General features: G+C 55.0%; 8 protein-coding genes. All 8 read right to left on the bottom strand.

The window, feature by feature from the left end:
• Nucleotides 1-3 precede the first annotated feature (3 nt).
• Nucleotides 4-1,002 (bottom strand): hypothetical protein, encoded by a 999-nt coding sequence (locus tag Pla52o_RS11775; RefSeq protein WP_146594822.1) that lies wholly within the window; start codon nucleotides 1,000-1,002, stop codon nucleotides 4-6.
• The gene (locus tag Pla52o_RS11770; protein WP_146594821.1) at nucleotides 999-3,479 is read right to left on the bottom strand and encodes a glutamine amidotransferase; all 2,481 of its coding nucleotides are present in this window, start codon (nucleotides 3,477-3,479) and stop codon (nucleotides 999-1,001) included. The genes Pla52o_RS11775 and Pla52o_RS11770 overlap by 4 nt, the downstream gene beginning before the upstream one ends.
• Nucleotides 3,476-7,126, bottom strand: a complete 3,651-nt coding sequence (locus Pla52o_RS11765; RefSeq protein WP_146594820.1) for a DUF4175 family protein — start codon at nucleotides 7,124-7,126, stop codon at nucleotides 3,476-3,478. Before Pla52o_RS11765 ends, Pla52o_RS11770 begins: the two co-directional genes overlap by 4 nt.
• Nucleotides 7,127-7,138: 12 nt before the next feature.
• Nucleotides 7,139-9,262 carry a BatA domain-containing protein gene (locus tag Pla52o_RS11760; protein WP_146594819.1) on the bottom strand — a complete coding sequence of 708 codons (2,124 nt, stop codon included), beginning with the start codon at nucleotides 9,260-9,262 and terminating at the stop codon, nucleotides 7,139-7,141.
• Nucleotides 9,259-10,221 (bottom strand): DUF58 domain-containing protein, encoded by a 963-nt coding sequence (locus tag Pla52o_RS11755; protein WP_146594818.1) that lies wholly within the window; start codon nucleotides 10,219-10,221, stop codon nucleotides 9,259-9,261. The genes Pla52o_RS11760 and Pla52o_RS11755 overlap by 4 nt, the downstream gene beginning before the upstream one ends.
• Nucleotides 10,221-11,234, bottom strand: a complete 1,014-nt coding sequence (locus Pla52o_RS11750; RefSeq protein WP_146594817.1) for an AAA family ATPase — start codon at nucleotides 11,232-11,234, stop codon at nucleotides 10,221-10,223. Before Pla52o_RS11750 ends, Pla52o_RS11755 begins: the two co-directional genes overlap by 1 nt.
• Before the next feature lie 68 nt (nucleotides 11,235-11,302).
• Nucleotides 11,303-12,139: a DUF4159 domain-containing protein gene (locus tag Pla52o_RS11745; RefSeq protein ID WP_197169191.1), complete on the bottom strand. Its 837-nt coding sequence runs from the start codon at nucleotides 12,137-12,139 to the stop codon at nucleotides 11,303-11,305.
• A gap of 129 nt (nucleotides 12,140-12,268) precedes the next feature.
• Entirely contained in the window at nucleotides 12,269-14,788 is a 2,520-nt protein-coding gene (locus Pla52o_RS11740; protein WP_146594815.1) for a tetratricopeptide repeat protein, read from the bottom strand.
• Nucleotides 14,789-14,872: the final 84 nt, after the last annotated feature.

The raw sequence follows: 14,872 nt of genomic DNA, 5'->3' as shown, positions 1-14,872 counted from the left end.
CGTTTACGGCGACGCGGTGGAATTGGAGCTGGATTTTTTCCCGCGATCCTCAGCTGCTTGGTAGATTTTAGCCAGACGAACCAGCAACGCTTCGAGTTGTTCGAAATATGCCGTCTCGTCCATCGATTGTTTTTGCAGCCGCAACGTCGCGATTTCGTGTTCGGTCTCGTCGCGGCTACGGACCTCGTCTGGTTTTAGTCGTGCTTGTTTGGCGGCGGGAATCAGTGCCATTTTGGCGGCTCGCCGCCCATCGAGTTCGCGGTCCGTTTGTGCCACTGTCAGGGCCCCGTCGCGGCGAAATGCTTTGAAGGGCGTTCCGAGTCCGTCTCCGTTGTCGTCGATCAATGCGTGCTCAGTACGAATCCTTGCCTCGGTCTCGTACGATAATTTCAGCGTGGCGTTGGCCTTTAGGAATGCCTCTTGAACGGAGATTTCTTCGTCATGATCAAGATCCGCATCGAGGGAGCCGATGGCCTCGACGAAATAGCGACCGAAGCGAGCATAGTTTTGCTCGCTGCCGCTTTGGGTGGCAGTGACAATCACACGTCCTGGGGCGGACAACGCGTTAATAAACGGACCACTTGCCGATGCACAATTGACGATCACCAGAGGGCGGTCGAGCGGTTTGATCCACTCAGCCAACTCGGTTGCCGACACATCGGGACCACGCAAATTGAACTTGGCAACGTTCTGAGAAAACGTCCCGTGTCCGATCAAGACAATCCAAAGCGGAGAGGCCTCGGTACCGCCCGCTTCAGCGATCACGGACTTGAGTTGCTCACGATCCGATGGGCTTGGCGATTCACCGATCAAATGTAATTTCACATCGCTCGATTCGACCCTGGTTCGCCACAACCTCGCCCACTCCCAAAACTCGGTTTGATACGGTTCAGCGCCTCCGGCTCCCACCACAACTACAAGTTGGGTTGGAACGACATCGTCTGCCCCAGCGTTAAGAGGGCAAAGCATCAGTCCAATCGCAACGGCAATCCATCGACTCATGACAAACCTTTCCATCGACGTAGTCCCCATTCACCACACAAGCACATGATCGCGGCGACCAGCACCCAAACGTTGTGCCAGAGAGGATAGACCCAAGTCTCGGTGACGGGGATTTTTAAATTTGGCAATTCGGCGGCAAAGTTATCCAACGCATCATCGGCAACCACTTTGCCACCGCTTTGCTTCGCAATCGTTTCTAACAGTGTTCGGTTCAAACGAAGCTGGCGAAACTCTGCCGCATCCGGCTGAGCGACCCACCCCGTGTCCGCTTCGCCGACGAAATGACCATCCACTGATTTCGCCGACACATGCACTCGGTAGGCGTTGGAATCATTCGTCCAGAAAGCGGCCCTGTACACGCCGGAGGCATCGTCGTCCGGCATGGCTTGGATTTGGATCACACCATCTTGATTACCCTCGCGAGTTCCTTTTTCAATCGGTGTGATCGTTAACTCGATCGCGGCGTTGTCGATCGGCAAGTACGCTTCGTCGCGGACATGCACCACAATTCGTGCGGGTTCATTGGGATCGACATTCGGCTCGACTCGGGCTTCGACTTGACGCGGTACTTCACCAACGAGCCAATGCGCCATTTGCCGCCACGCTTGAGCCGCGTCATCGCCATCGTTGTTTTTCGAACGCGGATCACGCCGCATCGACCATCTCCATAAATCTCCAATCGGCATCGCCGCAGTACGCCCTTTGCCAAATCGCTGGGCAACGATCGCAGGCAACGCATCGCCCGCGAGATCTTCGACGGTGGCCAGGGTGAGGGCCCCCGGTTTGACATCGCCGACGGCGTTGACCGAAGTGAACGGCGGCATTTGAGTAAAACGATCAGATTCCGCCGATTCGTTTTCTCGCAGCCGCGCCCAGGGCTCAAGCATTCCTTCGCGAGTTAACTTCATTCGGTAAGCCCCGGCAACGCTAGCGTCGCCGGACCGCGGACCATAGACAGGGGCAAGTTCTCCGAGCGGGCTGTCGGCAAACGATTTTCCGGCAAACGATTCTTGGCCTCCTAACATCAACAATCCGCCGCCTCGGCTGCTAACGAATTGGCGCATCAGCAGCATCTGGTCCTGCGTGAAATATTCGGATTCGATGTCATCAAGAATGATCGCGTGATAGGCAAATAGCTCTTCGCGTGTCTCGGGAAACCCGTCGCTCAATTCTTCGGATTCTTTGACACCCAAACGAATCATGACAGGTTCATCATACTGCTGGACCAATTCGTCTTCCGCACTGTCGACACCATCGAACAAGCGATTCGTGTTAGCAGAATTTGAACCCGTGACTCCCTGATCGCGAAAACTAAACTTGGGTTCTTTGTTGGCGATCCGCAGCAAACCCACCAATTGAATCTCGGCGTCGGTCGCTAGTGATCGTCGCAAAAACTTGAACTCCCAATTCGGGCGTCCGGCAACATACAAAATTCGGTAAGGCCCCGATTTGCGATCGATCGCAATCATTCGCTGGTTATTAACGAGCGTCGCTTCGGCGGTTTTGATTTTGCCTGTCGCATTTAATTCGGCCTTCGATTCACTCTCGGGGTCGAACGCCTTGCGATCTCGTTCCTCAAACACACTGGTTCGATAAAAACGCAACCCCGGTTCATCTGGTCGGAAGCGAAACGTGACCTCGTTATCGGTTTTGGTTGCCGAGGTCGTGATCGTTTGTTCTTCGACGAGTTTTCCGTGATCGAGGTCACGAAGTTGGACGACGAGTTTTCGCTTCGGGGGATTCGCATCGACTTTGACACGGATCGTCACGGGAGCCGATTCAAAATCCGTTTGGCTTACGCTGACATCCGCGATTCGAACGTCGTTGATCGTTTCATCCGAGGACGACAGCACCGGATAGACGGGGAATCCCAACGTGGACCAATCGAAATTTGCGTCGGGCGGATCAGTCAAATTGCCGTCGCTGAACAGCACCACGCCCGCAACGGGACGAGCCGAGAATCGCTCGCCGAGTGACCGCAAACTGGTCGACAGCGATGATACCGTGCCTTCGTTTGACAGAGTCGGGTCTGCCAATTCGAGTGCCGCGATCCGCGAATCAAACGAATAACCTCGCACATCAAAATCTTGTTCCAAACGAATACGCCAGACATTTTCGGGTGCGATTCGCTTTGAAACGACGTCCGCCCGTGTTTCGTTGGCCCCCTCGGGTTTCACCTGCATGCTCTTGCTGTTGTCGACGAGGATCGGCAACACATTCGCTTTGGGCCGCGGTCGTGTGCCGCTGCGCATCGGCTGTAACAAACAGATGGCGATCAAGGCAATGGCGGCAATTTTCAGTCCCGCAGCCAACCATCGCACCGCTCCCATCGCTTGCTGCGATGCATAGTTCCAAATCGTCAAACCCGCCAAGACTACCGCCGCGATCGAAACGGGAATCACCCAGTCGGGTGCACCCCAAATCAAATTTTCGTGTAGCGAAAGCGTCGCATCCGCGATCGAAGTCGAGAAGATCATTTGCCACGCCCGCTTCCGAGGTTCTCGTAATACTGGCGAACCGCCTCGCTGAATTGGCTGGGAACCGGATCACGATCGACCGGGACTTGGGCATTTTTCTCCGCAGATCGTCGCATGTATTCCTCTTGGACATCTCGTTGCAATTCACGTAGTGGGTCGGCAATCATCTCTTCGATCAAATTCCATTGCGGTGCCTTGGAATGTCGCAACAGATCGGTTCTGACTTGGCGTGCGCGATCACGAATTTGGGAAGCACGCGAACGCAGTTCCGAATCCTCGACCATTTCTTCGACGTCGCGAAGTGAATCGGACCATTCACGAAATCCGTCCCCTGCGATCGGCGATCCACTCGGGCTCTGCGCCGCTGCACGACTTTGACTGGGGTTTGAACCCCGAATTCCCTCACCGCCTTCCGCCTGACCTTTCTGCTGACCGGGGCTCTCACTCTCGCTCGTATTCTCGCCAGGACGCATTGACTGCCCCGGGGATTCTCCCTGCCCTTGCCCCTCGACCTCACTCTGTCCCTCGTTCTGCCCTTTCCCCTCGCTCTGCTCACTACTCTGTTCGCTGCTCGATTCGCCGCTCTGCTCGCCCCGGCCTTCCGTCCCTTGCTGTCCCTTCTCTCCCTGCGGTTCACCCTGTCCCTGTCCGGGCTCCGCGTCTTGCCCCTGCTGCCCTTCTCCTCTCTCCCCTTCTCCCAACTCCCCCTCTCCCCCTCTTTCTTCCCCGATCTCTTGGTCCAAGTCACGAGCGAGTTGCTCCAGTGTACTGGCGGCGCGTTTCAGCCCTTCCGTTTCGTCACCAAGGATCGAACTGGCAGCTTGTTCGAGTTCCTCTCGTAACGATTTGACCCCTTCGGCAGCAGCCGTCTCGGATTGACGAGCCTCTTCCTTAAAACCGGCATTGACCAGTTCGGAAGTTTCTTCTAGACGGCGATCCACTTCACGCTGCTGCAGATTGCGAAACGATTCGTATAGCTCTTTCGCCAACAGCGGCTCAACGGACTCGGCTTGCTCGACGGTTTCTTGCATTTTGTTTTCTAGCTGCGACAGATCCCGACGTTGCTCTTCGAGTTGCTTTTCCAGCTGCTGCTGTTGTTCGTTGCGACGCAGCCCTGGCGAAGGATTTTCAGCCTCTTCGCTGAGAGCTTCCGAGAGTGTTTGTTGCTTCTGGTCGAGTGCTTGTGCGTCGGCTCGCATTTCACGCACGGCATCACTGAATTGCCCTGAGGTGCGTTGGCGAAATTCGTCTTCTAATTCTTCGAGATCACGTTCGGCGCGTTTTCCAGCCGCCAGTGCCGACGAGGCATCCTCTTGTTGGAGTGCTTCGCTGGCCCGACGCTGGTTCTCGCGAGTTTCTTCGAGCTGCTCGCGTTGCTGCTGCATCGATTCTTGGTTCTCGGGGCTCTGCATCCGCTCGGCCAATTCATCGGTTTCACGCAACAAGTTTTGCTGCTGCTCTCGCAGTCGTTTGATCTGTCGGCGGATCTCTTCCTTTTCCTTTTCGGACTCGGCCAATTCGAGCGCGGATTGCAATTGTGCCAGCTGCTTGTTGATGTCTTCTTGACGTTGGGCAAGTTCCCGTAGCCGACTGAGTACTTGTCGCTCTTCGCGTTGCTGTGCCGCCTCCGGCGAATTGGCTTCTGCCTGCTGCTCGGTCTCGTAGCGATTTTCATCTTGATCGAGTTCGAGTTCGTTTAATTGCTGTTGACGCTTCGACGCCGAGCTACTGGAACTACTCTGGCTTCGTTGCTGAGCCCGAGTGACCTGGAACTCTCTCGCCCGCAACTTCAACAAGCCTGCATAGCTCGCTTGTTCGGATGCCAACGCTTCGTCAAGCGTTTCAGTTGTCTTGGATTGTTGTGATTTCTCGAGTTCACTTGCGGCGGACTGCATATGGACGCGAACGCCCTCGACGATCAATTTTGATTGAGGGTCGTTAAGCTTCGCCGCGAGTCCATCGAGCATTTCGATTGCGTTTTGTTGCCCCTGGAGCATTTCTTTGACATTTTCGGCAAATTCGGACGACACTTCCGCGCCCGCTTCATCACGCATAACACGCCAAGTGGCATTGATGATTTGTTTTTGCAGCTCGGCAAGCTCTTCGGCCGCTTGTTCATTCTCGCTCGGCGGAGCCTGGCCGCTTGGTGGCGGTTCCCCTTCGCGGAAGATTTCTTCAAAGGGACGCACCTCGGCAAAGTACATATCGCTTTGCGTTCGCCGCACCTGTCCAGCGGGCCCAATGTCCTCAGCCCAGAAATAGTAGGCAAACAATTGGTCCGGTTCCGCGTCGAGTGCTTCAAACTCAACCATGTGCGAAAACCCCTGTTTCCGATTCGCAGCGTCCTTTTCCTCGAACGCGATCTCCGTCGCCTTGCCCTCGAAGTTGTAAGACAGTCCGACTCGATGGAGCCCAAAGTCGTCCGCGATGTCTGCGGCAAGCGACAATTCTTCGAGCGGCGAAACGCTAACGTCACCCCCTTGAGTCAGCTTGATGCTGGGCGTCTGATTGGGTAGCACTTTCGCGACCAACTCGGCTGGATACTTGTTCTGACGCCCCTGTTCGTCGATCAATTCCAACGTGTAGCGTTTTGTCTCTTCCATCCGCAGTTCGACCATCATCCCGTCACCTGTCGTACGGTCCATTGGCTGCAGCGGCGTTCGTGTTCCATCTTTTTCCACGAGCGTCGCCGACGCGACCGGCTTGTTCAAATGACAGTGCCAAGTGAGCATCGTCCCCTGGACGGCCGATACACGCACGGTGTCTTCGATCCGTTTGTCATCCATGCCGGTGTACTCGGGGAAGTCCAGCAACGCATCGCTTCGCACCAACTTCGGAAACTCAAAGACGCCGATCGAGTACGTTTGGCTCGACCAATCTCGCGTCAGAATCTGGTACTCAAAGGCTTCGTCGACGGAGGACAAAAACGCGGCCACGATCGGGTCCTGCAAATTTTGCTTCATCGTCAAACGCTGTTCACTGCCATCGCGATTGATCACGCGCAGTTCCGCTTCGCTCGGGGCGACCGACTCAAAACGAGCCGTGATCACCAAGCTCGTGCCGCGTTCGATTTCCGCGTTCCCTGGATCGACAATCGCATTGCTCTGGTTCGCTCGCGGTATGCTGGCGCCGACTTGCGAAGGGGCCGCCGACGTCACAAACAACATGCCCAACGCTGACGCCATCACCAACGTGGCGCTCAATCCCGACACTCGGCTGAGCCACAATTGGCTTTGCGGCACCGTTTCGATCCAGCGATTGCGTTGCGAATGATCGCACGCTTCGCGAATCACGCGTTGCTGTAAATAACTGTCTGATTTTTCCTCGCGAGTGGTTAGTGAAACCGCGGTAAGCAGACGCTGCTGCAGACTCGGGAACTTGGATTCAATCTTGCTGGCGATCGAGTGAGGATCCGAAAAGCTTCGCCGCGTCACCGCCCAGGCGATCAGCATCGCCAGCGATGCGACACCCAGCAGTACGATCGCGGTTTCCGAGCCCATGATCTGGCCTGCTCGTGCCGCAGGCAACAAGCTCCACGCCAGTCCCGCAAACACGATCGCGATCAACGCCAGCAGCCACCCCAAGCGTCGTTCTTGAAATCGAGACGTCACTTGATGAAGTCGTTTTCGTAGTGTCTTTTCCATCATCGTGAACCACTTTTATTGGCGTATTCGGACCAGCAAAGTTTCAGTGACCAACAACCCCATCGCGGCAGCCATCAACCACTGCCACAGTTTTTGGTTGCTTTCGAGCTCAACATCCTTCGATTGTCGCTCAGACTCTTTTCGAGCGACGTTCGACTGTGACTTCCCCAATAGGACTCCGAACTTTTCGAGCGACGTCGCGTCCATTGGCTCCACGCGGCTTTCCGAATCCACTAGGTTGACTGCAATCGTTTGTGTCTTGCCATCTTGATCCATCCGAAAGACACCCGGACGATTCAAACGATTGTCGGAATCCAACGTTGTCAATTCAGACTCATCGCCTTCGGGTGCTGCTATTGGAGTTGGATTCCCGAATGCTTCGTCCAATCGATCGCCTACTCGGTAGCGATTGCCGTCCGCCCGAGCACGTCGACCACGATCGAAGATGCTAAACATCAAAGGGATGAATTTAGTTGACAGCGATAACTGACTAGCCTGGGGTTGCCATCCCGCAGCCAGCACAATCAGATGCCCATCCCCGACGGAATGTTCGATCAACGCAGGATCACCGTTATCAAACTTTGCCAACACCTTGGTTGCCTCGGGTAACCCGCTGATTTGGCGATGAGACCAAAACCGAGCTTTGGTGAAATCGTTGAATTGTGGATCCGCCATCGGCAAAAACACAGGATGTTCGAAATCGATGTGAGAAAGCATCGCGTAGTCGTCCAGTTTTGCTTCGGAAACTTCGATTCCCGGTGCTTCTTCGTCACTTTTTTCAAACAGAGCGGTCAGTGTCGATGACCAGTTTGCATCGGGTTCGGAGAGCACGAGCAACACCGTCCCTCCCGCATCCGCAAATCGCCCGATCCGTCCCGCCATCGCATCATCGACCGGTTGCGTCACCACCACCATCGGCGTGGATTCTGCATTGCCAGGCTGAACTGGACCGTCGGGAATCAAATTCGTATCGGTGGTGATTGTCACCATCCGCTGCGGTGTATCAAAGGGGACTTGTTTTAAGTAGTACAGCAAACGGTCTCGCGGATCTTGTTTATTTTCCTCATCACCAACGAAGACGATATTGGCAGTTTCGGGTTGGGGCAGAACGAGATATGCAGCATTGTCATAGGGTTCTTCGTCGCCGCTGAGAACTAACGAGGTCACGTCGGCGTTGGGAAGGGGCAGTGAGACGGTTCGTGATTCACCCGGCGGAACGTGTACTGGCATCGCGTCGATGGTTTTGTTTTCAGCGGTCATCCAGGCCAGACGAAAGTCGCTTGCGTTTGTCCCCACCGCATTGGAGACGCGGACGCGGCGTTTTTCAGTTCGAGATCCGCTTCGTTTGGATGTCGCACCGCTCGGATCGCCCTCGGCATCAGCATCCTCGCCGGACGACTGCAATATCCGAGCCCAGGCGTTGCCCGCGTTCTTGCCACGCACCGCACGCACGTCCAACTTGACGTTCTCGGGCCAAGTGAAACGCTGCAGACTTTCAATCTCACTTCCGGATTGCATGTCACTAATCAAGATCAAATTTGCATCGCGTTGATCGCCATCCTGATACGCCTCGCTGGCTGCGGCAATGTCGGCAGCGTAAACGAGTGCTCGCCCCAAATCCGAATCTTGCCACGACGGGGCGAGATCCTGAAGCGATAACCGAGCAGCCGAAAAACGCTGGTCGGCGGCCAATTCGTCGGACTGTTCGAATGGGAACAGCGTCCTGGGTTCATGATCAAAAGCGACGATTGCAAGCTGATCGTTTTTCCCTAGCTCGCCGATCACGCGATCGACTTGCCCGATCGCATGCTCCCAAACGCCAACTCGTTTCATGCTGGCACTGGTATCAAGCAACAGCACAAAACGCTGCCCGCTCGCGTCGGAATCGGTAACCGCTTCGCTGCGAAAAAAGGGACGCGCAAACGCTGCGGCAAGCAACAAAATCGCCAGCGAGCGAATCAGCAACAGCAGCCAATTGTCCAACCGACTGCGACGCGTCAATCGCGGTGGCGTCGGTTTCAAGAACATTAACGAGCTGAATGCAATGTTCCCTTTGGGTTGACGGCGGATCAAATGGAACAGGATCGGCAGCCCGATCGCCAACGCTCCGGCGAAATACAGAGGGGCCAACAAACTCATGAAGTGCCTCCGCTGCGAGCGGACCGAGCCAGCATCCCGGCGCGAGCGGCACCACGGGACCGCCGCTGTTGTGAATTCAGTAAATGAAACAACGAATCATGAAGCGGTTCGCTGGTCACGATCTCATGCAGACTGACTCCCAACGAACTGCACACGATTTGCAGCTGTTTTCGGTGTTCGGCAAACTGTTCTTGGTAATGGGCTGCGGCGACCTCGGGATCCAAATAGATTTCGCGTCCGGTTTCCATGTCCAGCACCATACTGGGCGATTCGAGCTGGAAATCGATTTCTGCCGGATCCAAGGTCCGCAATATCACGACCTCATGCCCCCGCGATCTTAGGTAGGCCAGATTGGTCCGCAGCGATTCGGTGGGGGTTAACAAGTCCGAGATCATGATTACCAAGCCGCGTCGCCCGACAAGATTGGCAATCTGTTTCAGCGGTGAATCAATGTCGGTTCCTTTGCCGCTTAGCGGGCGTGAAAGCGCTACCAACATTTGATGCAGGTGACCGACTCGGCGTCGAGCGGGAATGAACTCGCCAATCGCCTCGTCAAAGGTCAGCACCCCGACACAATCCCGTTGCAGCGATAGAAAATAGGCGAACGTCGCTGCCAAGGTTCTCGCGTATTCAATCTTGCTGTAATCGATCGATCCGTAGCCCATCGACCGGCTCTGATCGACCACTAGATAACAATTGCGATTCGTTTCGTCTTCGAACTTTTTGATATACAAGCGATCGCTGCGAGCAAATCGTTTCCAATCCAATCCACGCAGATCGTCACCGACGGTGTAAGGCCGATACTCACTGAATTCCACCGACGATCCATGCATAGGGCTTCGGTGCAGCCCATCGAAAAATCCTTCGACGACCGTCTTTGCCCGCAGCTGCAAATTCTTGATTCGCATGATCGCCGACGGATCAATCGAGGCAATATCGCCGCGAGAAGGCTGGACCATCACGACATCTCCGTGGGCACAGCTTGCAACAATTGGTCGATCACATTTTCGATCGTGACGCCTTCGGCTTCCGCTTTGTAGCTGAGCAAGACACGATGACGTAGTGTGGGGTGGGCAAGGGCACGGATGTCATCCATTCGCACGTGGGCATTGCCCGACAGCAGCGCTCGCGCTTTGGCACCGAGCACCAGCGTTTGTGCCGCTCGCAGCCCCGCGCCCCAGCTGACCCATTGGTTGATGAAATCGGGAGTTTGGTCGCGATCGGGCCGCGTCGATGCGGCCAAGCGAACGGCATACGCCCCCACTTCCTCGGCAATTGGCACGCGGCGAACGGTTTCATGAAACCGCAAAATATCTTCGCCCGTAAACAAAGGTTGGATCGGTTCGGCACGTCGCGAGGTCGTTTGCATGACCACCGCCAACTCATCCTTGGGTGGCAGATAGTCAATCAGCACGTTGAACATGAAGCGGTCCAACTGAGCTTCGGGTAGCGGATAAGTTCCTTCCATTTCGATCGGGTTTTGTGTCGCCAGCACAAAAAACGGCTCATCGAGCGGATAGCGACGTCCCGCAGCCGTGACTTGATGTTCCTGCATCGCTTCGAGTAATGCAGCCTGCGTTTTGGGCGGCGTCCGGTTGATTTCGTCCGCCAAGACGACGTTGGCAAAGATCGGGCCTTTGACAAACGTCATCTTACGATGCCCGCCTCCGGAATCTTCCAAAATTTCGGTGCCGGTGATGTCCGCAGGCATCAGATCCGGAGTGAACTGAATGCGTTGAAATTTCAAGTGAAAGATTTGAGCAACGCTGCGGACTAGCAGCGTTTTGGCCAACCCAGGTGCCCCGGTGATCAAACAGTGTCCGCCCGCAAATAGGCTGACTAGCAATTGTTCGATCACATCGTGTTGACCGATGATGGTCTTGGAAAGCTCGGCATAGATTCGCTCGCGGCCTTCGCGAATTTGCTCGACCGTGCGTGCTTCTTCTTCCACTGATAATGCTTCAGTGCTCATGCTGCTTTCCTCGGATTAATTTAGAACGGTGCAATTCCTGCCGAACGGTTTCTTAGTCGGTCATCTACTTAGTGAGTCATCGCGTAGGTCACGATGTTGATGCCCATGGGGTAGGCTTTCTTGACGGAAAACTCTTCAAAGTACCATTGATTCTCGCCTTCGCGTTCCCAGCCGTCGCCGAGATCGGTGTTGTGGCAAATGAAGACCATGATCCGCCCTTCGTCGTCGTTGATCGCACGGTAATGCGGCGTACTGGTATCGCTTCCGTCGGACGCCCTTTCCCACGAGCCGATCTCGCCCGCCATGTTTCGCCGAGCCGCGTTGATCGCGGGCACTTGCGGCTTCTCTTTCAGATCGTAGACGTTGTGAAAGATCTCGTGCGCAAGCGGAACTTCCACCGGATCACGATCGGGAAAGACTCGTTTTAATTCACGTCGCATGTTTTCGTATTGTGAATCGCCCCAGAAATCATCGACCATCAAAAAGCCGCCGTTCAAACAGTACTGGCGGAGTGCAGCGACTTCGGCTTGACTGAAAACCAAACTGCCGGGTTCGATGATGTAGATGAACGGATAATCAAACAATCGATCATCGGTCAATTCCAGGACAATCGGTTCGGGATTGACCTTCAGCGAGGTCAGTTGTTGCAAGCGGAGTGAGAAGTTCAAGTCGCTGTCGCGGTAATCGGTCGCCCAACCCCCGCCGCCACCGCGACCGCCATATGAGTTGTATTTGATCCGTACAAACGTAAACAAATCGCCTGGGAAATTCGGGTCGACTTCCCAGTCCGGGACTCCGTTACGTTTGGTGGTTTCGGTCGGTCGACTCCACCACACGCCACGTTGAGCTAATGCGATGCCAGCAACGAGGGTGAACAGCAGGCTGAACAGTATTGAACGTCGCATGGTCACCGCTTTCCTTTCGCTTACTCTCGTTTTCGGTGGATGTCGCGGGAACGATCCGCGGCAATCATGGGTGCCGAGGTTTCGCGAAACGACGGCACCGATGCTCTAGCAAACGTGACTCAAATCGGATTACTCATTCGATACGATCTCCAATAACAAACGGTGGGCGTCGCGGTAGCGGGGGGCGTCTTGGAGTGCCAGCAACACGTACCGTTTTGCCGCTGCAGAGTCGCCTGCTTGAGAACTCGCGCGGGCGAGCCGATAATAGATCCCTGCGGGGTCGATCGGATTCATTTGCAACAGCGCCTTGCATGCTCGGATTTCCTGTCCGGGTTTCTTGAGCTCCTTCGCAGCTGTGGCTAAGCGTTCATAGCCAAACGGTTGAAGCGGCTGGATTGCAAGGACGCGTTCGCTGTAGTCCAACACCTGTTGCCAGTCCTCGTGTTGCGTTGCGATCTCGATTAAACGCCGCAGCGACGGCAAGGCATCGCTCGAAAGTTCCAGAATCTGTTCCCGTATCTCGCGTTCGCGTTTTTCGTGCCCCAATCGCTGATAAACGTCAGCCAATCGTTCAAGCGGACCTCCTCGCTCCTGCGTCACCGCGCCGAGTTCGACGATTTTTTCGAGTAGCGGTAATGCCTTTTTGTCCTCATTGTCCGCAACCCAGACGTCGGCAAGTCTTCGCAGCGCCCAGTAGTTCGTCGGATGAGCCTCCACCCAATCGGCCAGTTCAACGGACGTTGCAGCTTTGGGAATCTCCGTGCGGGACCAGTCAGCATTGGGTGCAAATGCGTTTGCTTTTTCACGTGCGAAGGCGGCGAATTCGACATCAAGTCGATCGAGCGATCCGACCGATTGCCCCAACGCATCGCCGATCGACAGCCCGTCGCCTAGTGAAACGAGGACCGTTTTTAGCGATTCGATACCATGCTTTTCGATCAAGAATTCAACGACCAACGAGGACTCAAAATAAGCAAACTGCAGATGCAGCGGAGATGGTGGACTCAAGAACGATGAACTCAGCTTACTGACGGGAGTCAACGCATCACTCAAAATCATCTCGCGATATTGAGGCGTCATCGATTCGCCCCAAGCGGGATTTCGCATCCGTTCTTCGTAGACCGAGATTCCTTCGCTGAGCCAGCGTGGCATTCGGTTCTTGGTTTTCTCAAGCGTCACGACATGACAAAACTCGTGCCACAGGACGCTTTTCCAATTCGAGGGGCGTTCGCCCTGACTGGCTGGACTATTAGCGGTGATCACACGTCCAAAGCAAACGCCCAAAAACCCCGCGCCGCCCGGCAAACCAAAGGTGCGAATGGCAAAGTCCCGTTGCTCGGGGAAAATTTCGACCATGATCGGACCTTCGGGCTCAATGTCGTATTTTTTACACAACGTCACCCGTGCTTCGCGTAACAATTCAAGGACCGCATCGCCATACAAACTTGCTTCGTAGGGATCCATCCGCACATGAATGTCGTCTGCCTCTAAAACACTGAAATCCTTGATGCGGTCATAAAGAGTGAGCAGGTTATGCGCGACGACATTGTATTGGTCCTTCTCGACGACCTCTTTGGCCAAGGTCCATCCACGATCATCGTTTCCCAGGCGAAGCAAATCTTGAGCCAGTTGGAAACTCGCGGCGTGATGGTTGGGATCCATCTCGAGAGCCAGACGTTGATACGCGGCGCCTTCGGCAAAGCGATACTTCTGAGATAATTTACTGCCGATCAAATGGTCGACGCGTGGGTTCTTGCTCCAAGTGCTGAGCGCCTTGGAACGCATTTCCTGTTCACGATCACGGTCGCCATCGAGGTGTGCCATCACCGCTCGCAGAGCCCAGGCGTCGGGTTCCGAAGGGTTGATTTTTAGCACCGCAGTAAGCTTGCTTTCCGCAGCCTCGTACAGCTCGCGATCAATCGCGGATTCGGCTTGCATCAACAACGTCGGGATGTGATTGGGGTTCCGCTTCAATGCACGCAGCATCGCTTCATTGGCAATTTGTGCGTTGGAAGTCTCAAACGCTCGAGCCATCAGGTAGGCGGTTTGCGGGTCGGAATCATCGATTCGATCGGCCGCCTCAAGCGTTTCCGCAGCAACCTTGTAATCGCCTTTTTCTAACGCGAGTTCAGCGGTGGCAAGGTAAGCTTCCAGGAAATCAGGATTGGCGTCACGAACGCGGTCGTAAAACATCTCCAAAATTTGCCGCGCATCCTCGCCTTCGGAGACAAAATACCGGCCCGTGGCAATCAGGTTATCGCGACTGGCGTAGCGAAGCGGCGAGCTTTGCAACAGTTGGAAAAATCGCTTGCTCTCCTGTTCGGCGCGTTCGCTTTGATCGTTGAAACGCATCGCTTTCATCCCCAACATTCTTAACGTCATGTTGGTGGGGTACCGCTTGATGGCGGCCTCGTAGTCTTGCAAAGCGTCGGCGTATTTGCCTTGTTCAAGTCGAGCTTGGATCAGCAATCGCGGCCAACGCTCATTCCAAATTCCACTTTCGACTTGAGCCGCCGCAAGGGTTTCGACTGCGGAATAATTACCCTCGCGAAATTGATTTTCGGCCGTTTGCAAATCATTGGCAACCGTCGGCGAAGCCAACGAAACCGCACAAAGAATAACGGTCAATAAGTAACGGCAGGTAGACAACAGCGAGGCTCCTAGGCAGGGGGGCGCAAAGCTGCACTGAATTCTAACGAGTTAGCAGGCCCGCGTCTGTTTTTATCCGGATTC

Source organism: Novipirellula galeiformis, assembly GCF_007860095.1.
GTDB lineage: Bacteria > Planctomycetota > Planctomycetia > Pirellulales > Pirellulaceae > Novipirellula > Novipirellula galeiformis.
Note: the sequence above shows the minus strand (reverse complement) of the source record. Positions and strands in the feature narration are given on the sequence as shown.

What these genes read in the sequence shown, in the direction of transcription:
- Pla52o_RS11775 (WP_146594822.1), bottom strand. Translation starts at nt 1,002, where the DNA reads ATGAGTCGATGGATTGCCGTTGCGATTGGACTGATGCTTTGCCCTCTT.
- Pla52o_RS11770 (WP_146594821.1), bottom strand. Translation starts at nt 3,479, where the DNA reads ATGATCTTCTCGACTTCGATCGCGGATGCGACGCTTTCGCTACACGAA.
- Pla52o_RS11765 (WP_146594820.1), bottom strand. Translation starts at nt 7,126, where the DNA reads ATGATGGAAAAGACACTACGAAAACGACTTCATCAAGTGACGTCTCGA.
- Pla52o_RS11760 (WP_146594819.1), bottom strand. Translation starts at nt 9,262, where the DNA reads ATGAGTTTGTTGGCCCCTCTGTATTTCGCCGGAGCGTTGGCGATCGGG.
- Pla52o_RS11755 (WP_146594818.1), bottom strand. Translation starts at nt 10,221, where the DNA reads ATGGTCCAGCCTTCTCGCGGCGATATTGCCTCGATTGATCCGTCGGCG.
- Pla52o_RS11750 (WP_146594817.1), bottom strand. Translation starts at nt 11,234, where the DNA reads ATGAGCACTGAAGCATTATCAGTGGAAGAAGAAGCACGCACGGTCGAG.
- Pla52o_RS11745 (WP_197169191.1), bottom strand. Translation starts at nt 12,139, where the DNA reads ATGCGACGTTCAATACTGTTCAGCCTGCTGTTCACCCTCGTTGCTGGC.